Raw genomic sequence first — 20,159 nt, 5'->3', positions numbered from 1 at the left:
ATTAACCATCTTAATACCAAAAGCCTATAGATTAAAAATTACAATAAGCATATGCCTCAAACTACTAAACTAAATAAACTGCTTATCTCCCTCTGCCTAGTTGTAACTTTTCTTTCAATAGAACAAGTTCAGGCACAGCTGGTTATTGGTCAACCTAATCTTGGGTTTAGTCAAGCATGTGCAAGTGATTCTTTTAATACATATAGTGCGACGTTTGTATTTTCACCCGAGTCAGCTTTAAATGCTTCAAATCAATTTACTGTTGAGTTATCTGATGCAGATGGTGATTTTTCAAATGCTGAAGTTATTTACACATCATCAGCTGGATGGATTACAACATCACCTGCAACGGTAGATTTTTCGATCCCAGAAACCACAGCTGGTGAAAATTATAGAATTAGAATAAAAAGTAGTGCTCCTGCTGCTACTAGTACACCTTCTGTACCTTTTGCAGCTTACTATAAGCTTCAGGATTCACCTTTTACAATTAATAATTTAGTTTCAACTGGTGCGTACTGTACAGGTGGTAGTTATTTGTTAACTATAGATAATCCTGGTACAGGTAATAATGATTCACCACTCAACTACCCTTCTCTTACCTTTAGCTGGTATAAAGAAACTAGTGAAACAACTTCAGTCTTTGTTGCTGAAGGGTCTTCTCTATTAGTAGATGAAGAAGGTACATATTTCGTAGAAACCAATTACGGTACATGTACTTCAAATTCATTTTCTAATCGTGTAACAATAAGTGAAGTCAGTACTTCTGGCGAAGCTGATGTTACCATTTCATCTAGTTTAGGAAATCCATATTGCCCAGAACAAGGACTTACAACATTAAGTACTGTAGGTGGCAATAGTTATCAATGGTTTAAAGATGGAATAGAAATACCAGATGCAACAAATCAAATGTACCAAACTGATGAGTCTGGTACGTTTTCAGTTCAGGTAGATTTAGGAGAATGCTCGGCAATAGGTACCATAGATTTAGTAAGTGAGCTTTTTAATAGCGAGATAAATGTAGATGAAGTTAATCAAATTCTAGAGGACGAATCATTATATATTGAAATTATAACAGATGCTGTTAGCCCGGAATTCACATGGTATTTAAATGATGAAGTTATTACGGAAGCAACTGAAAATACTTATGACGCTACAGAATTAGGAAGCTACAGTGTAGTAATTACTGAAACCGTAGGTTGTAATGGCTCTAGAACTTACGATTTTGTCGTAGAACGAGGTGTGGAACCTTTTCCAGATGTACCAAATATCCCAAATGTTATAAGTCCAAATGGAGATTTTATTAATGATACTTGGGTAATTCCATTAGAATACACAACCGGAACCAATACTGAGGTAATGATACTAAACGAACAAGGAAAAGTCGTTTTTCAAACCTTAGATTATCAAAATAACTGGCCAGAAGATGATTTAAATCTTACAAGTGTCAACCAGGTTTTCTACTATATCATAACACCTGTAGAAGGCAATGTTAAAAAAGGATCAATAACTATAGTAAAGTAGCATGAAAACACATCTATTCATACTATTCATATTGACCCTTACCATAGAGGTAGCATTTTCGCAACAAGATGATGGAGTTGTTTCTTTTGATTTACCAATAAGAAACTCTTTGGTTTTTAACCGTTACAACATCAACCCTACCTTCACTTTTGTTAGAGAACAAAACAAATACATAAGTTTTAACAACAAAAGACAATGGGTACAGTTCGATAATGCTCCAGAAATGTTCTTAGGAAGTTATTCTGGTCGTTTTGCCGAAAATATTGGTGCTGGTGTTGCAGCTTTTCAACAAAATTATGGTGTACTAACAACTTTTGGTGGCTTATTAAATTTTGCCTACAACGTAAAACTAAATACCAATAGTAACTTAACTTTTGGTCTTAATGCTGCTGCCTATAAAAGTGGAGTAAATACCTCAAATGTTGTAACAAATTTTGACGACCCATCTTTACAGAATGTACCTGAAAACTTTTTACTGACTGTAAATCCAGGTATCAACTACGGAACGGAATTTTTAGATTTTGGTATTTCTATCAATAATTTGGTGCTATACAACCTTGAAACCTCTTCTATGATTGAGGACGATCCTAAGCAAAGTATCAAAGCACATGTAATGCACACAGGATTTTTTGATGGACGTGGTTTTTTTAAGGATACTAAATTCTCAGGTATACTAATGTCAGAGTTCAGAAAAGATGAGACATTAATTTCTGGAATAGCAACTTTAAATGTTCCAAAAGGTATTTGGTTTCAAGTAGGTTACAATAATCGATATGGTGTATCTGGTGGATTAGGTCTTAATGTTACCAAAAATATTGCCTTAGAATATAATATCGAAAAGTCTATTGGTGAGCTCGTAGAGTTTGGGTCTTCACATGAAGTTACTTTGGCCTATAGATTTATCACAAAAAAGAAGTACGATTATAGTGGTGATGAAGAAGTTAGTGGATTATTCACCAAAAAACGAATCAAACCAATTGTACAAGCATCAGAAGAAGAATTGGCAGGTATAAGAGAACGTGCAGCAGAACGTAGAGCTCAAGCCAAATTAGATAGAGAAGCTGAAGAAAAAGCTAAGAAATATGCGGAGGCTAATGCGCTTGCAGAAGCTCAAGCAAAAGCAAAACAACTTGCTGAGGAAAAAGCTGAACGAGAGGCTAAAGCAAAATTAGCTCGTGAAGAAGCTGCTGAAAAAGCAAGATTACTAGCTGAGCAACAAGCTAAAGAAGAAGCCGAAAGAAAAGCACAGGAAGAGGCTGATGCTAAAGCAAAGCTATTGGCAGAGCAAAAGGCTAAAGAGGAAGCTGAAGCTAAAGCTAAGGCACAGCAATTAGCAGAACAGAAAGCTCGTGAAGAAGCTGCTGAAAAAGCTAGATTATTAGCTGAGCAACAAGCTAAAGAAGAAGCCGAAAGAAAAGCACAGGAAGAGGCTGACGCTAAAGCAAAGTTATTGGCAGAACAAAAAGCTAAAGAGGAAGCTGAAGCAAGAGCTAAGGCACAACAATTAGCAGAACAGAAAGCTCGTGAAGAAGCTGCTGAAAAAGCCAGATTACTGGCTGAGCAACAAGCTAAAGAAGAAGCCGCAAGAAAAGCACAGGAAGAGGCTGATGCTAAAGCAAAGCTATTGGCAGAGCAAAAGGCTAAAGAGGAAGCTGAAGCAAGAGCTAAGGCGCAACAATTAGCAGAACAGAAAGCTCGTGAAGAAGCTGCTGAGAAAGCTAGATTACTAGCAGAGCAAAAAGCTAAGGAAGAAGCGGACGCAAAAGAGGAATTAGTAGAAAATCCAAAAGATGAGATTGGTAAAACTATTGCCACGCTGACTAAAGATGCAGAATCATCTAGTGAACAACAAAATAAACTTCTTGAAGAATTTGAAAAGATTGTTGATATAAAAGATGAAGATTTAAAAGATTTAAAAGAAGAAAATGATTTAAGTGATCAAGGTATAGCTGTTAAACCTAAACCATTTAAAAGCGTTACTGCTGAGAACAACAAACTTAATGCTATAAAATCTGATTTAGATGAAGTTATTAAATCTCAAACTGAGAAGATAGACTCTTTAAATTCACTTTATGAAGAACGCTATAAAACAACTAAGCTTGATGAAGTCAATCTTTTCTATAGAAAGAAAATAGAAGATTTAAAACTCAAACAAGCTGAGGCAAAAACATTAAGAATTCAACTTGATAATAGATTAGAATTAATTAAAGAAGCAACAGAGTTCGAAAAGCGAAGACGAATTAAGCGTGCTGCTTATGACAATGAGCAAGACAGATATTCTCAGGACAGAGCCATGCTTCAAAACATAAAACGAACAACAAAACCAGCAGAAACACCATATACTTCTGAAGATTTTGACTTTGGTCAAGAGCAGAGTGAGAATATTCAGATTTTAAAGAATGTTAGTAATACAGAAAGTGGTTACTATCTAATTATTGCTGTACATAGTGATATAAATAAGAGAAATGAATTTTTAACTAAGGTCGTAGCTTCAGGACGTGCTAATGTAGATTTCTTCTATGATGTAAATACAAGTAAATACTACATTTACTATAGTAAGTTTGATAGTATTAGTGCAGCTAATAAAGCTATGGAAGACAAAGGAAACAGACCATATAATGTAAAAATGACCCTCGTGAAAATAGAAAACTAATAAGTTAAGCCATTCTTCACAAATACTTTGCCCCAAGTAAATGTGAGGAATTAAAACCAAGTATCATGAAAAAACCTACTTTTTCAAGAGCATTAATAGTCGTAATAGCACTATGCTTCGGCATGGTCAGTTATGCACAAAATTATGTGCCATTCACACCAAGATTTAATGAGGATTTAAAAGGAGACATAGTATTAATTGGGAATAATATTTTGGGTCCTAACAACGATGCTTTCAACGACGGAAGTGTTTACAACCACAATGTTAATATGCAATATATTGATATTGATGGTGATCCTTCAACTTTTAGTTCGTCAAGTGCGGATTTAGAAATCCCGAATCCAAATTGTTACCGAATCATTTATGCAGGCTTATATTGGGGAGCCGTAAATCCTGGTAACGAACCTATCACTGAGGTAAGGTTAAAAGGACCTTCTGGAGGCTATACAGATATTACAGGTAATATAATTTTTGATGCCAATGGTACAACCATAGATGGTGGAGACAGTTTCTCATATGCCTGTTTTGCAGATGTCACAGATTTTGTAACCAGCTTTGGGTCTGGTGCTGACTTAGGTACTTATACAGTAGCAAATGTTTCTTCTGGTGTTGGTGAGACTGCTAATTTTAATCCATATAATGGTACTGGTCAATCTGCTGGTTGGTCTTTATTTATTGTGTACGAAGATCCTACACTTCCTGGTAAATCAATTACTAGTTTTGATGGTTTCAGTGCTATTAGTGTTCCTGGTGGAAACCCTAACCTAGACATTCCTGTTAATGGTTTTAGAACTGTTCCTGCTCCTGCACCTGTAAGAGCTAATTTTGCGTTTGCTACGTTAGAAGGTGATAGTCCAATCTTAGGTGATAGATTACGATTAAATGGTGTTAGTTTATCTACTGCAGACCGTCCTGTGGCTAATTTTTTCAACAGTTCGGTAACAAGATTAGATGCTACTCCGGTTACAAACCGTGTGCCTAATAGCACAAATACACTTGGTTTTGATACAGGTACAATTGCCATTCCTAATCCAGGAAACTCTGTAATCGCTAATGATGCCACTTCTGGTACAATTCGACTAGAAACAAGTGGTGATACCTATTTCCCATATTTCTTTGCCTTTGCTGTTGAAATTATTGAACCAGATATTGTACTCACAAAACTTGTTGAAGATGATGCTGGTAATGATATTGGAGGCCAGTTAGTAGATCTTGGTGCTCAATTGAATTATGTTATTGGTTTTCAAAATGTAGGTAATGATAATGCGACTAATTTTCAGATTAGAGATATTTTACCAATCAATATTATTTATAATCATCCAACAGATTTAATTCTTCCTCCAGGTGTAACTGTGGCTAGCTACGATCCTGTAACTAGGGAATTGGTTTTTGATATCGATAACTCGCTTGTAGAAGAAAATGATCCTCGTTATGAAATTAGAATTGAAGTAGAAGTTGTAAGTAGCTGTGGTGATTTAGCAGATGCATGTTCTAACATTATTAATAATCAGGCATTTGCCACTTATAATGGATTTTTTAATCCAACATTTCAAATTACAGACGATCCAAGTTTAAACAGTAATACAGGTTGTTTGTTATCACCACAAGCAACAAACTTTTTAGCGGATTTAGATTGTGAATTTGTTGAAGAAATTATTCTTTGTGGTGATACTGTAGAACTTACTGCTGCTAATGGTTATGATTCTTATTCATGGTCTACAAGTCCAACAGGAACGCCTGTTATTGGTAATACTCAAACTATTACAGTTGATGCAACCGGAACTTATTATTCATTCAATACTGCTGTTGCTCCATGTCAATCTATAGAGCAAATTTATGAAGTTGAACTATTTGGTGGTGATATAGAAAATCCTGTAATCCCTTATGCAGATGAAGTTGTTACTTGTCCTAATGATGGTAAATTATTACCAAATATTTTCTTGTGTGGTGCGGATGATTCAAGATTTATTGAAACTAATATTTCAGATTCTATTTCTATAATCTGGGAACAATTAGATGAATCTAGTTGTGCTGCTGTTTCAGATCCAGATTGTGCTAATGAAGATCCTGGTTGTACTTGGAATGAAGTTGCGACAGGTGCTGACTTTTTAGCTAATACTGCTGGTCAATTCAGATTAACTATTAATTATCCTGGTGGTTGTTTCAATCAGTTCTATTTTAACGTATATCAAAACTTATTAGTACCAACAGTAGTATCAACAGATATTATTTGTACTACAAATGGAAGTATTACGGTTAATGATGTGCCTTCTGGGTATGAGTTTAGTATCGATGGCACAAACTATCAAACTAGTAATGTATTTACAGTAACAACACCTGGAACGTATTCGGTTTATGTAAGACAAGTTGGTGTACCAACGAATCCATGTATTTTCTCTGTTCCTGATGTTTTAATTAGAGAGCGTGATTTTACAGTAACTTCAACAATTACTCAGCCACTTTGTTTTGGTGAACTAGGAAGTATTCAGTTAGCAGCAAATGATGTAGACCCTCAGTATACTTTCACACTTAGTGAAAATGGAACCATAGTGAATACTGTTGGTCCAATAATGGAAAATTCTTATTTATTTGAAAACCTTAATCCAGGAACCTATACAGCAACTGTAGAAACTGAAAATGGATGTTTATATTCTGAAGACGTTACTATTGTTGAACCACCTTTATTAACGGTATCTGCAGCTGTAACAGTACCGTTAACATGTACAGATGGTGAAATAACCATTTATCCTGAAGGAGGAACACCACCTTACTTCTACTTTATTAATGGTTCTACAGATTTTCAAACTGTACCAGAAATTGTAGTGACTTCAGCAGGAACTTTTGACATTCTTGTGGTTGATTCAAATAATTGTACAGCAACAACTACAATCTCGGTAGATGAAATTCCTGCACCAGAATTTAATGTAACTTCAACAGATATTTTATGTGGTGGTACAGGAGATACTGGTACAATTACAATCAATGTAACCAATCCAAACGGAAATGCTATTGAGTATAGTATTGATGGCGGAACTACATTCTCTAACGCATCTTTATTTACAGGATTAGTTGCAGGAAACTATGATGTTGTTTTACAATACACATCAGGTCCTTCGGTTTGTACAACAGATCCTCAAACAGTAACTATTATTGAAAATGCAGCCATTTCTGGAACAGCAGAATTGTCGGCACCTTTTACTTGTAATGGTACAGGAGAGATTACTGTAACAAGTGTGTCCGGCGGAAATCCACCATACGAATACAGTATAGATGGTGTTAATTTTCAAACAAGTAATGTGTTCACTAGTTTAACTCAAGGCACATATACCATCACTATTAGAGATACTAATATTTGCACAGCTGTTACAAACACTATTACTATAGATGCGTTAAATCCTCCAACAGACATGGATTTTACAAGTACTCCTGTAACCTGTCCTGCATTAACTAGCGATGTTACAATATCTAACGTTGTTGGCGAAAATGGTACTTTAGAGTATCAAATTATAGCACCAGCTTCAGCTGTAACACCATATCAAACTTCAAATGTATTTACTGGTCTTGCACCAGATACGTATACATTTCAGGTACGAGATGAAAATGATTGTACATATAGCGAATCTTATACTATAGATCCTATCCCAAGTCCAACTATAAATGTTGTACTTACTGAAACATTAGATTGTACTGCAACTCCAGATGCTGAGTTAACAGGAACCATCACAGGTACTGCTCCTTATACTTATGAAGTTTCTATAAATGGAGCACCTTATAGTGCTTTAGGAAGTACTCCTTCAACATTTACTTATAATACTGCCACAGCAGGTACATATCAATTCCAAGTTACGGATGCTAATGGTTGTACTGCAGAATCTGGTGTTATAACAGTAAATCCAATTTCGCCACCTGCTTTTAATGCAGTTGTTGAAAGCCAACCTATACTTTGTAATGGAGATGCAAATGGCTCTATAGACATTACTATAGATACTACTGTTGGTACTCCTCCATTTACTATAAATGTAAATAATGACACCACAGCAACGGATTACGGTACACAAACATCTGGTTTAACTGCTGGTACCTATACCATCACAATAACAGATGCTAACTCGTGTGCTACAACTGAAACTATAACACTTTCTGAGCCAGATGCAATCACTTTCGATTTAAGTAAAGTAGATATTACATGTAATAATCCTGGAGGTTCTTCTTTAGGTTCTATTACCGTTGAAAATGTTGCTGGTGGTACAGCTCCATTTACCTATTTTATTTCTAACAATTTTGGTGATGTTATTCCTGGAAATCCATACAATGCCACTTCTAATGAAGATCATACATTCAATATTATTAATTACGGAAATTATACTGTAAATGTTGTAGATGCTAATGGTTGTAGTTTATCGCAACAAATAACGATGGCGTCTCCTCCATCAGATTTAGTGATTAACGTTAATATTTCTGTTCCAGATTGTACAACAGGTGGTACTGCTGAAGTTACTGCTGTGTCTGCAGTAGGTAGTGGTAGTTATGAGTTCGGAATTTTAGAGTTCAATACAATTCCATATACAACAAGTTATTTACCACCAGATACTCCAGGTGGAGATACAAGAACCTTTACAAACTTAATCCCTGGTGTAGTTTACACCTTTGTTGTTCATGATTTAGTGACTGATTGTTACTTTGTAAAAGCTGCGGATTTTGCAATAGATCCTGCTTCTACCCTAACTTCTACTGTGGCTCCTAACAATGTGACTTGTCTTGGTGCTGCTGATGGTAGTGTAACCTTTACAATAGATAATTTTGATAGCACAACAACATCTGTTGATTACACTATCTATTCTGCTTTTGATAATCAATTGGTAGATGGACCAAACACTATTGCGGTAACATTTGGTACTCCTGAAACGGTTACAACTCCAAATCCAGGAACATTATCACCTGGTCAATATTACTTAGTCTTTACAGAAAATGGTTCAGGTTCTTTTAATGGTTGTGAAACGGCTTCACAAATATTCGAGATTCTTGAATCTCCTGTAGCTTTAAATTTAACGGTTTCTGTTGATCAAAACGCTAATTGTAATCCAAACTCAGGTGTTATTAGTGCCATAGGACAAAATGGAACGGCACCATATCAATATCAAATCACAACTACTGCTACTGCTCCTCTAGCTACTGATGCTGGTTGGGATGCTTCAAGTGTGTTTAATGTTGATGCTGACACCTATTACATTCATGTTTTAGATGCTTATGGATGTATTGTAACAAGTCCTGCTACCATTGTAGATATGGATGACTCACCTCAAATATCAGCTTCAGTAACTAATGCTTGTGAGCTACAAGATGGTGATTATGAAATTGTAGTAAATTTAGACACACCAAGTACTGCTCCATATAGTTTTAGTATAGATGGAGGTGCTTTTCAAACTCAGTCTGCACCTTTCACTATTTCTAATGTATTTGCAGGTACACATACTATAGAAATTCAAGATGCTAATGGTTGTTCTGATTTGGTAACTATTGATGTTGCTGAACCAATCGCTATTGTTGCAGATGCTACTACAATACCTTCTTGTAATAATGATGATGGTGAAATTACAGTAACTGGTTCTGGTGGCTCTGGTTCTTATGCTTATAGTATTTCTCCTAGTCCTGCTTCAGTAAGTTTATCTGGTAACACCTTTACTGGTGTACCTTCAGGTATTTATACAATTACAATTACGGACACGGTATTGTCTTGTACTTCTGAAACTACAATTTCAGTAAGCGAGCCAACTTCACCGCAATTTACATTAACATCTGATAGTGTAACGTGTTTTGGTGACAATACAGGTGCCTTCGACATTAACATCACAAACTTTACAGGTGCTTATACCTATGAAGTATTTGATAGTGTTGGAACATCTGTTACAGGTATTGTAAATGCTAACACAGCTACAAACCCATTGACGGTAACAAGTATGGAAGCTGGTAGTTTTAATGTTGTAATCACTCAAACAGATTTCCCATATTGTTCTAATTCAGCAGGTGTCGTTATAACGTCACCACAAGAGGCTTTGACTTTAAATCTAGTTGAATCTTCAAGCGTAACGTGTACAGACAGTGAAGGTACAATAACAGCTATCGCTGATGGTGGTTGGGGCAATTATGAATATGAATTAACAGGTGAAGCTACTGTTGCTTTTTCTTCAAATAATGTATTCGAAAATTTATCAGCTGGAACATACACTGTAAATGTTAGAGATGTTGAAGGTTGTATTGCTTCAGAAACGATAACACTAAGTTTACCAAATCCAATCACAGCTACATTTACACCAAGCACTACAGTTTTAGATTGTTTTGGTGATCAGAATGCAAGTATATCTGTAGATATGGTTTCTGGTGGACAAGGCAGCAACTATGTATATACTTTAAATACCATTACGCCAGTTACAAGTTCTTCTGGTCCACAAACTTCTAACGTGTTTAACGATTTAGGAGCAGGAACTTATACAGTAACCATTACTGATGGTTTTGATTGTGAAATGACCTCATTAGAAATTGAAATTGCTAATCCTACTCCACTTGATGTTGATTTAGTAAGAACAACAACACAAACTTGTTTAACTGAATCTACATTAACACTTAGTGCTTCTGGTGGCACAGGACCATACGAGTATAGTAGCACTGTTGATTTTACAACAGTTATAGGAAGTTTTGCGTCTTCAACAACATTCTCAGTTCCTGAAGGTACGTATAACTACTACGTGAGAGATGCTAACGGTTGTATTTCTAACGTATCTAACGATATTACAGTTGATCCATTACCTGAGTTAGTGATTAATCTAGAATCTTCTAATCCAACCATTAATTGTGCTGGCGACAACACAGGATCAATTTTAGCCACAGCGCAAGGTGGATTAGGAGATTATAGTTATACTCTTCAAGACACATCTGGTGCAACAATCAATGCCACTCAAAATACACCTGGATATTTTACAGAATTAGTAGCAGGTGATTATTTGATCATGGTAGAAAGTGGAGATTGTGAAGTAACATCTACACCAATATCAATTACTGAGCCTACAACATCATTAGACGCAACTATAGAAGTAAATAACATTACATGTGCTGGAAACAATAATGGCTCTGTAATCGTTTCTGCTACTGGTGGAACAGGAACTATTCAATATGCTATTTCGCCACAGTTAAATCAGTTTTTTGAAACCAATACTTTTGAAAACTTATCAGCTGGTGACTATACTTTGATTGTTCAAGATCAATTAGGTTGTTATTTAACGTTCGACTTTACAATTGTAGATCCAGAACCAGTAATCATTACTATTCTACCTGATGCTTTCTTCCCAGAAACTTGTGATGGTGATGGAGATGGTGAGTTTAGTATTGAAATTGATGGTGGAAATTTACCATACAGCGTGAGTTTAGACAATTATGATGGACCATATACAACTGGAAGTGCAACTCAAACGGTTTTCGACTTTACAAATCTTGAAGGTGGAGATCACATCGTTTATGTTAGAGATGCGCAAGGTTGTGAATCTGAATGGAACATCACATTCCCTGAGCCTGTTGTTATTAACCCTGAAATTAATATAGAGTATATCTGTGAGGATAATGCACAGAGTAATATGGTTACCGTAACTATTGATGCATCAAATGAAGATTTATCTGAATTTGATTATTCATTAAACGGAGGTGATTATCAATTAAGTAATGTGTTTGAAAATGTACCTGTAGGAACAGGACATTACATAGACGTAAGACACACTAATGGTTGTATACAAAGAACAGAACTATTTGATATTGAAGGTTATGAGCCAGTTACCTTAAGCTTAGCTGAAGGTGAACTTAATGAAATCATTGCAAATGCAACAGGTGGAACTGGTGATTATACATTCACAATGAATGATGAGAATTATGGTAGTACAAATGTTTATACTATAACAGAAACTGGTGTCTATGTTGTGACGGTTACTGATAGTGCTGGCTGTACTGCTGAGGCAGAAATTGAACTAGAATTTGTTGGCCCTTGTATACCAAACTGGTTTACACCAAATGGTGATGGTGAATATGATACATGGGCTCCTGGTTGTGTAGACAACTACCCTAACCTAACCTTTGATATTTTTGATCGTTATGGTCGAAAGATTGCAACCTACAGAGTTGGTGAAGTTTGGGATGGTAGATACAATGGTCACGAATTGCCAACTGGTGACTATTGGTTTGTTGTACAGACTAACGACCCAAATGTGAATAAAGAATTTGTTGGCCACTTTACCCTTTACAGATAATCCCTTAATCTAATGAACTAAACCTACTAAGATGAAAAGAATTTTAATATACATACTATTCCTAACGGTAGCTCAAGGCTTTAGCCAAGAACTTAACTTACCAGTTTGGACACAATACTTGGCAGATAACGATTTTGTAATTTCACCAACTTACGCTGGTATTGGTGACAATTTAAAAATTAGGGCTAATGGATTAACGCAATGGGTTGGTATTAAAGATGCACCAGACAATCAATCTATATATGCAGATTTTAGAATATCTAACCGCTCAGGTATTGGTGTATCTGCATACAATGACAAAAATGGTAATACACGTCAAAAAGGTCTTAAGTTATCTTTTGCGCATCACTTAATTTTAGATTGGAAATCTAAACAGTACTTATCACTTGGGTTATCATATAACATCAACAATTTTAGAATTGATATTGAAAACTTTAATACTACTTATGAAATTCCAATTTTAGATCCTGCCATCAATGGCGATAGAGCCATTAATAACAATAATTTTGATGCTGGATTACTTTATCGCTGGAATAACTTTTATTTAAGTTTTAATGCTAACAATTTAGTTTCAAAAGATATTGATGATTTTACTGGAGGAATAGAGCCACGCTTACTATTAAACTATCAGGTGTATTCAGGATATGTGTTTAGCCCAAAGCGTAACAAAGATGTAGAATTTGAACCTTCAGTTTTCTTTCAGTTTTTTGATAGTGATAATCGTTCTGCTACAGACCTTAATTTTAAGTATAGAAAGTTTAATAGAAATGGTGATTATTATTGGATTGGTGCATCCTACCGTTTTTTAAATGACCAGTTTTTAGATCCATTAAACCTTGGTCCTATGGCAGGAATATTGCATAATCAATTATACTTTGCATATTCTTACCAATTAACTTTCAATGATTTATCTGGTTTTAATTCTGGTACACATGTTATTACCATTGGTTTAAACTTATTACAAAGTGCTAGTAATTGTCCTTGTACAAAAGGTAGTAGTCAGAGTTATTATCGATTATAAAAATTCAGCATAATAAATAACGGAAAAAGCCACGATTCATCATCGTGGCTTTTCAATTATTAAGCTATGAATAGAACTAAAGGACTTCTAAAAAATAGTCCATCATTTCCTCCTTAAGATCATAATGTAGTTTAATGTATGTACGCATATCTTCTTTTAACGTGTGTTGTTCATTCTGAAGTCTACCATCTATATTTTCATTAAAATCTACATTGTTAATGTTGGCTATTTTATTTCGGCATCTGTGTAAGAGCTTAGAAATAGCATCTTTTTCAATCATTATTCTATTTTGAAAAACTTCTAACTTTTTCAAAGCTATTGGGTCATCAATTCTCGCTACTGCTTCTTCCAACTTTTCTTGAAACGTATCCATCTCATTAAAATGAAATCTCAACTCTCTTTTCCATGTTTCTATATTAAACTTTAAATCGCTTAAATACATTACTTTACTGTGCATATCTCAATATTTTAAGTGGTTATTAATTCTTGTTCTTTTACTAATTCTTTTTGTATATGATTTGGTACTGATGCATAACCATCAAACTTTGTTGAATAGGTTGCTCTACCTTGTGTTAACGAACGTAATTGTGTAGAAAAATCTGTCAACTCAGCAGAAGGGATTGTACATTTTAGAATTTGATAATGTGCTTCTGTATCTATACCTTGAATAATCGCTCTTCTACTCTGTAGTTCTGTCATTACATTACCTACCATTTGTTCTGGTACTCGTAATGTCATTTGTTCTATTGGTTCTAAAAGCTTAGGATTAGCATTTAAAAATGCTTCTCTAAATGCATGAGATCCTGCTATTTTAAAAGAAATATCATTAGAATCTACAGCATGCATCTTACCATCATATACCATAACTCTTACATCTCTTATATAAGATTTGGTTAATGGTCCAGACTCCATTACTTCTAAAATGCCCTTCATTATTGAAGGTAAGTAACGTTGATCTATAACTCCACCTACTATACAATTGTAAAATACCAATTTACCATCCCAAGGCAAGTCTACCTCTTCTCTACCTCTTATTGAAAAACCTTCAGGCTCTGGCATACCTTCATAATACGGTTCAATTTTTAGGTGCACCTGACCAAATTGTCCAGAACCACCACTTTGTTTTTTATGTCTATAATTTGCTGTAGCACTTCTCTGAATAGTTTCACGATAGGAAATTTTTGGTGCTTCAAATCTAGCTTTTACATCATAGATGTTTTCAAGAATCCAAGTTAATGTTGCTAAATGAAGTTCACCTTGTGTTCCAACTAAGGTTTGATGCGTTTCTGTATTATAACTTAAATCTACTGTTAGATCTTGACTATGAATACGCTTAAGTGCTTCGCTTAACTTCTCTTCATCACTACTATTTTCAGCAAAAACAGCTTTTACTAAACGTGGCTGAGGAAACTTAATTGGTTTAATAGTTCCTGCTTCGGCTTTTGTTGCCAGTGTATCATTGGTTTCAGTATATTTTAGTTTTGTCGTTGCACCAATATCGCCAGTAGTTAATTTTTGTACAGTATGTTTTTCTTTACCATCCATAATGTACAACTGGTTTAATGTTTCGCTTTCACCTGTCCTAGTATTAAACAACTTATCATTTACATTAACCTCACCAGATTTTACCTTAAAGAATGTAATCTGACCTAAATTTGGTTGGTAAATCGTTTTAAAAACAAACAAAGATGTGTCTGCATCTACTTCTGGTTTTACTAAATTTCCTTCTAACGTTTGCTCTGGTTTTAAATCTGCTGCAGCTGGCGCCACATTATCTATAAAGCCCATAAGTCTTCCGGTACCCATATCTTTTAAAGCAGAAACACAGAATACAGGGAAAAAGTCGTGGTTAAGCATACCTAACTTAATGCCTTTGCGAAGTTCTTCTTCGTTAAGAGTACCTTTTTCAAAATACAACTCCATTAATTCTTCATCGTTCTCAGCAGCTTTTTCTACGAGCTCGTTATGAAGTTGATTAGCATAGTCTATTTGGTCTTCAGGAATTGGTAATTTTTCTGGCTTGCCGCCTTCTGGACCAAACTTATAGCATTTCATTTTTAAAACATCAATGATGCATTGTGCGCCATCTATTTTTATTGGATACTGTACCAATACGGCATTGTTACCAACAAGTTCTTTCAAACTATTAAAACTCATTTCAAAATTAGCCTTTTCACTATCAATTTTATTGATAACAAATAATGTAGGCTTATGGTATTTATCTACATAATTCCATATAATTTCTGTACCGATGTCTGCACCATGTTTTGCATTAATTACTGTAACAATAGTATCAGCAACTCTTATTGACGACATAATTTCACCTATAAAATCGTCTAAACCAGGTGTGTCTATAATATTAATCTTATAGTTGCGCCATTCTGTATGCAAAGGTGTTGCAAAAACAGAAGCACCTCTGCGGTGCTCAAATTCATGATAATCGGAAACTGTGTTTTGTTGCTCTACTGTACCTCTTCTATTTATTAAACCTGCCTCAAAGAGCATGGTCTCAGATAATGTGGTTTTGCCAGAGCGATGCGCACCAACAAATGCCACATTTTTAATGTGTTTGTTATCGAATACTTTCATATGTCATAAGATTTTGAATATTAAAACTCCTTAAAAATTATACCCTTAAAGGTAGTTCTCATACAAATGAAAAAACATGATATAAGTTAGGTTTTCGATATTTTTGAGTTTTAAAAGATTATAATTTTAGTGCCTGCTTCAGAAATGACTACAGATAACAGCTATTACAAGATTTACAAACCTTATGGTTATTTAAGTCAATTTGTTAACAATCAAAATAAACGAAAGAATAAAAAGTTGTTGTCTGAATTATTTGATCTTCCTGAAAATATTATGGCAGTTGGCCGATTAGATGAAAAATCTGAAGGTTTGCTATTACTTACAACAGACGGGAAATTCAGCAATTATATTACCAGTTCTAAAATTGAAAAGGAATATCACGTCATGGTTGATGGTATAATTAATGAAGCGCAAATAGATACTTTAAAAAATGGTGTAGAAATTTCTGTAAACGGAAAATCTTACATAACTAAATCTTGCCATGCAGAATTATTAAAAGACACATCTCATATTGTGGATCGCTTTGTAAGAGAAGAAAAGCATGGGCCAACATCTTGGATAAAAATAATCTTAACGGAAGGCAAGTTTAGACAAGTACGTAAAATGACGTCAAAAGTTGGTTTTCCTACACTACGTTTGGTAAGAGTTAGAATTGGAGATTATAAATTGGAAACAATGAAACCAGCTGAAATTAAAACGATTAGTTATTAGAAGCTGATTCTTTTTTTTCGGCAGCTTTTTCTTCTTCAGTTTTTTCCTTTATTACTGCTTTTTCATTATTAAATACAATGATAGCCTTTACTCCTGTTAGCAAATTCCACTCTTTGGATGAAATTTGTTTGCCTTGGTCATCATAAACAATAAACTCTGCGGTATTCGGGCCTGAGTCACCTTGATTTAGAGCTTCAATCTCAATGGTGTTTTTTCCTTGTATTAAATCTATCTCAACTCGTCTGTAGCTGCTTCTTAGCAACAAATTTTGCTGAACAATGATATCATTAACATAAATTCTTACACGATCACCATCTGGATATTGATGATCTCTGCAAATAATATTAACAAACTTTGTGTCTACGTTATGTTCGCCTAAAAACTGATCTGACATAGTCTTTATAACTCCACCTTTCTCCAAGTCTTTGCTCCAACGCTTCTCAAAGATTTCAGCAGGACTCTTCAACCCATCTTCTTCTGTCATTGAAAAAGGCTTGTCTGATTTTTTTATAATAAACTTCTTCTTTTCATCTTCTTTTCCACCTGCCTTCTCTTCTTTTTTATCAAGCTTAGGTGCTACTTTTATTTTAGTAGGAAGTGAATCTTTTTTGGTTTCTGAAGGTTCTGCAGGAATGCGAATGGTTTTGTTTTCTTTATCTGGTACTTGTGCATAAATCGATGTACCTAAGAGTAGACAAAATAAAACTAATATGTGCTTTAAAGTTTTCACTAAGATTTAGATGAATAAATGATTCTAAACTTGTGGTACAAAAACCATACCTACTTCAAAATAAACGTATAAAAATGTATTTCCTTACAAAAAAACGTTAAAACTTACCGTTGAAGCTAATGCGCAATTTACGGTTATACTCTTCAAACAACCAATCTTTATAGTTGTCTGTACTGTTCATAATACAATAGCAATATTGTTTTATACGATATGCAATTTCATCTTGTAATAATTTTACCAAGTCTCTTGCATCATACACATCCTCACTATTTTCAATACAAATTTTAGAATGTTGTTCTATGGAACGCTCTATAACTGTAAAAGATTTTTTACCAGAACCAATAACATCTTTATACTCAGATTTAACATCAAACTCAAGATTATCTGAGTTTTTAAATTTCTCTTTCAATGTATCTGGCATAACGTAGACAAAATCGCGTTCTAAAGCTTCGTCGTCTATAATGTTTTCGAGATATAAATCTGGATATTTAAAAATGTGTTGCCAATCTACGGGTTGACTCCAAGGACCAAAACGCGATACGTTATTACCTAAGTCTATAACTTGAAACGTTTTACGGTCTTTGTAAATACGACTTCCACGACCAATCATCTGAAAATATAGAGTTAACGATCGTGTAGCTCTGTTAAGAATTATAGACTCTACTGAAGGTTCGTCAAAGCCTGTGGTTAATATACTTACAGAAGTTAAGACAGCATCTGGTGTGTGTTTAAACCATTTAAGAATATCTTTTCGCTCTTGCTTACTAGCCGTATTGTCTAGATGCTGAACATTATAACCAGCCTTTTTAAAGGTATAGTAAACTTCTTTAGATGTGTAAATTCCGTTATTAAAAATCAAGGTTTTTTTACCTTTTGCTAACTCTTCATATGCAGAAAGCAGTTTCGTTTGCATTAAAGAATTGGTGTATAAAGCCTCAGAGGATTTAACCGTGTAATCACCATTAATACCAATCTTTAATGACGTTAGACCTACATCATAATGATATACATCTGCACTTGCCAAAAATCCATTACTAATTAAAGTAGCAATATCATCACCTACAATTAGCCTATCGTAATTATCCTTCATTGGTAGCTTTATATTACTACTAAGTGGTGTTGCAGTAACACCAAGAATAAAACAGTGTTCAAAGAATTTAAACAGCTTTCTAAACGAGTTATAATGTGCCTCATCAATAATAACCAATCCAACATTTTTTAGCTGAAAGTCATTATCCGACAAACGGTTATTTAATGTTTCAACCATGGCGACAAAACACTGATACTCGTCTTGGTCTGGCAATGTTTTTACCTTACTATTAATAACCTTGTTCTTAACGTTAAAACCAGAAAGCACATTCGATGTTTGCTTACACAACTCTATTCTATGTGTAAGGATTACTACTTTTTTATTGTGTTTTTTTATGTAGCGTCTAACAATTTCAGAAAAGATTACTGTTTTACCACCACCTGTTGGCAATTGGTAGAGCAAATTAAAGTTATCTGCTTCTTCTGCCATAACATCAAAAATGCGATACAAATCTTTGATTTGATAATCGTAAAGTCGCTTTTCTGATGTAGTATCCTTAATGGTGTCTGTAGACATAAAGTTTTTCGCTCTAAGGTTAATTTTGCAAAAATAACATATTGTAAGTGTTTTTGTTATGTATTGTTAATAACCTTTAACAACATTGGTACTGTTCTTGTGCTTAAGAAAATATTAACATTTTAAATATTCACATTATGAAATCATTTCGAAGACATTCTGCGACGGTCAACGCAGGATCTATGGCAGACATTGCCTTTCTGTTACTTATTTTCTTTTTAGTAACAACGACCATTTCAGCTGATAAAGGCATATTAAGACAATTACCTATTGATTGTCCAAATATTGCAGATTGTATTATTGATGTAAATGAACGTAACATTTTGAGGGTTAGTTTAAATCATAAACAAGAAATCTATATAGAAGATAAGGTGGTAAAACTTGAAGAAGTTAAAGACATCGTACAAGCTTTTGTAGATAATAATGGAGCTTCTGAATGTGATTATTGTAAAGGTCAAAAACTATCAATATCATCTGACCATCCAAGGGAAGCAATTGTTTCATTGAGCCATGATGCTTTAAGCAAATATGAATTGTTTATTTCTGTACAAGATGAAATTACAAAAGCATACTATGACTTAAGAGCTCGATATATTGAGACGAAGTTTAACAAAACACCAAGTCAAATTACTGATGAAGAATTAATAACTGTAAAGAAAGCATATCCTTTTATTGTTTCTGAAGTTATGGTGAAACGGAATTAGAGCAAAGTGTCATTGCCTTTGATGCAATACTCAATGTTTACCTTTTTTTTGCCCCATTTTTTAGCTTTGCGCACATCGTTTCCCATGTAAATATCTATACGTTTTCGCCAACGTCTATTCATTTTGTCTTTAACAGTAAAGAGACTATCAAAGCCTTCAATTTTTACTTGTGTGTTGTGTACTAAACCAGAATCGAGCAAATCTCTAGACACAGCAATATATTTTAATCCAGGTTTTAGACTATCACCAAAAGCAGTAATATTTGGATTAGAGTTTGTTTGATAAGCAAGCGAATTATAAGCAGTAGCAGTCACTACAAAAGATTTTGAAGCGCAA

Annotated in this window: 11 protein-coding genes; 6 read left to right on the top strand and 5 right to left on the bottom strand. The window is 34.4% G+C overall.

Translation table 11 applies throughout. From position 1 onward, the window contains the following. Nucleotides 1–51: 51 nt before the first annotated feature. The 4 genes from ACXAFS_RS06430 (at nucleotide 52) to ACXAFS_RS06415 (ending at nucleotide 13,483) form a co-directional block, all read left to right on the top strand. Complete coding sequence (locus ACXAFS_RS06430) at nucleotides 52–1,521, top strand: T9SS type B sorting domain-containing protein (RefSeq protein WP_475305982.1); 1,470 nt, start codon at nucleotides 52–54, stop codon at nucleotides 1,519–1,521. Nucleotide 1,522: 1 nt separating this feature from the next. Continuing rightward, complete coding sequence (locus tag ACXAFS_RS06425) at nucleotides 1,523–4,174, top strand: PorP/SprF family type IX secretion system membrane protein (RefSeq protein ID WP_475305981.1); 2,652 nt, start codon at nucleotides 1,523–1,525, stop codon at nucleotides 4,172–4,174. Nucleotides 4,175–4,239: 65 nt separating this feature from the next. Continuing rightward, on the top strand, nucleotides 4,240–12,462 hold the full coding sequence (locus ACXAFS_RS06420) for a T9SS type B sorting domain-containing protein (protein ID WP_475305980.1): 8,223 nt from the start codon (nucleotides 4,240–4,242) through the stop codon (nucleotides 12,460–12,462). Between the two features lie 31 nt (nucleotides 12,463–12,493). After that, nucleotides 12,494–13,483, top strand: a complete 990-nt coding sequence (locus ACXAFS_RS06415; RefSeq protein ID WP_475305979.1) for a PorP/SprF family type IX secretion system membrane protein — start codon at nucleotides 12,494–12,496, stop codon at nucleotides 13,481–13,483. A 76-nt stretch (nucleotides 13,484–13,559) separates the two neighbouring features. Here the strand turns inward: ACXAFS_RS06415 and ACXAFS_RS06410 are convergent, their stop codons facing one another. Together ACXAFS_RS06410 and ACXAFS_RS06405 are read right to left on the bottom strand one after the other, a co-directional pair. Continuing rightward, nucleotides 13,560–13,940: a hypothetical protein gene (locus ACXAFS_RS06410; protein WP_475305978.1), complete on the bottom strand. Its 381-nt coding sequence runs from the start codon at nucleotides 13,938–13,940 to the stop codon at nucleotides 13,560–13,562. 11 nt (nucleotides 13,941–13,951) lie between these two features. Continuing rightward, nucleotides 13,952–16,072 carry an elongation factor G gene (locus ACXAFS_RS06405; protein ID WP_475305977.1) on the bottom strand — a complete coding sequence of 707 codons (2,121 nt, stop codon included), beginning with the start codon at nucleotides 16,070–16,072 and terminating at the stop codon, nucleotides 13,952–13,954. A 144-nt stretch (nucleotides 16,073–16,216) separates the two neighbouring features. Between ACXAFS_RS06405 and ACXAFS_RS06400 the strand changes: the two genes are divergently transcribed. Then, nucleotides 16,217–16,783, top strand: a complete 567-nt coding sequence (locus ACXAFS_RS06400) for a pseudouridine synthase (protein WP_475306415.1) — start codon at nucleotides 16,217–16,219, stop codon at nucleotides 16,781–16,783. Here the strand turns inward: ACXAFS_RS06400 and ACXAFS_RS06395 are convergent. Both ACXAFS_RS06395 and ACXAFS_RS06390 read right to left on the bottom strand, forming a co-directional pair. Then, nucleotides 16,773–17,513, bottom strand: a complete 741-nt coding sequence (locus tag ACXAFS_RS06395) for a hypothetical protein (RefSeq protein WP_475305976.1) — start codon at nucleotides 17,511–17,513, stop codon at nucleotides 16,773–16,775. The genes ACXAFS_RS06400 and ACXAFS_RS06395 overlap by 11 nt on opposite strands. A 97-nt stretch (nucleotides 17,514–17,610) precedes the next feature. Beyond that, a complete protein-coding gene (locus ACXAFS_RS06390; RefSeq protein WP_475305975.1) occupies nucleotides 17,611–19,119 on the bottom strand; it encodes a DEAD/DEAH box helicase in 1,509 nt (502 codons plus the stop codon). Nucleotides 19,120–19,256: 137 nt separating this feature from the next. Here ACXAFS_RS06390 and ACXAFS_RS06385 point away from each other — a divergent pair, with 137 nt between their 5' ends. Beyond that, complete coding sequence (locus ACXAFS_RS06385; protein WP_475305974.1) at nucleotides 19,257–19,823, top strand: ExbD/TolR family protein; 567 nt, start codon at nucleotides 19,257–19,259, stop codon at nucleotides 19,821–19,823. Here the strand turns inward: ACXAFS_RS06385 and ACXAFS_RS06380 are convergent. Further along, a complete protein-coding gene (locus ACXAFS_RS06380) occupies nucleotides 19,820–20,137 on the bottom strand; it encodes a 3D domain-containing protein (protein ID WP_475305973.1) in 318 nt (105 codons plus the stop codon). The genes ACXAFS_RS06385 and ACXAFS_RS06380 overlap by 4 nt on opposite strands. Nucleotides 20,138–20,159: the final 22 nt, after the last annotated feature.

Source organism: Winogradskyella sp. ABM4_392 (assembly GCF_056160445.1).
The sequence above is the reverse complement of the archived record's forward strand: the minus strand, read 5'-3'. Positions and strand labels throughout refer to the sequence as shown.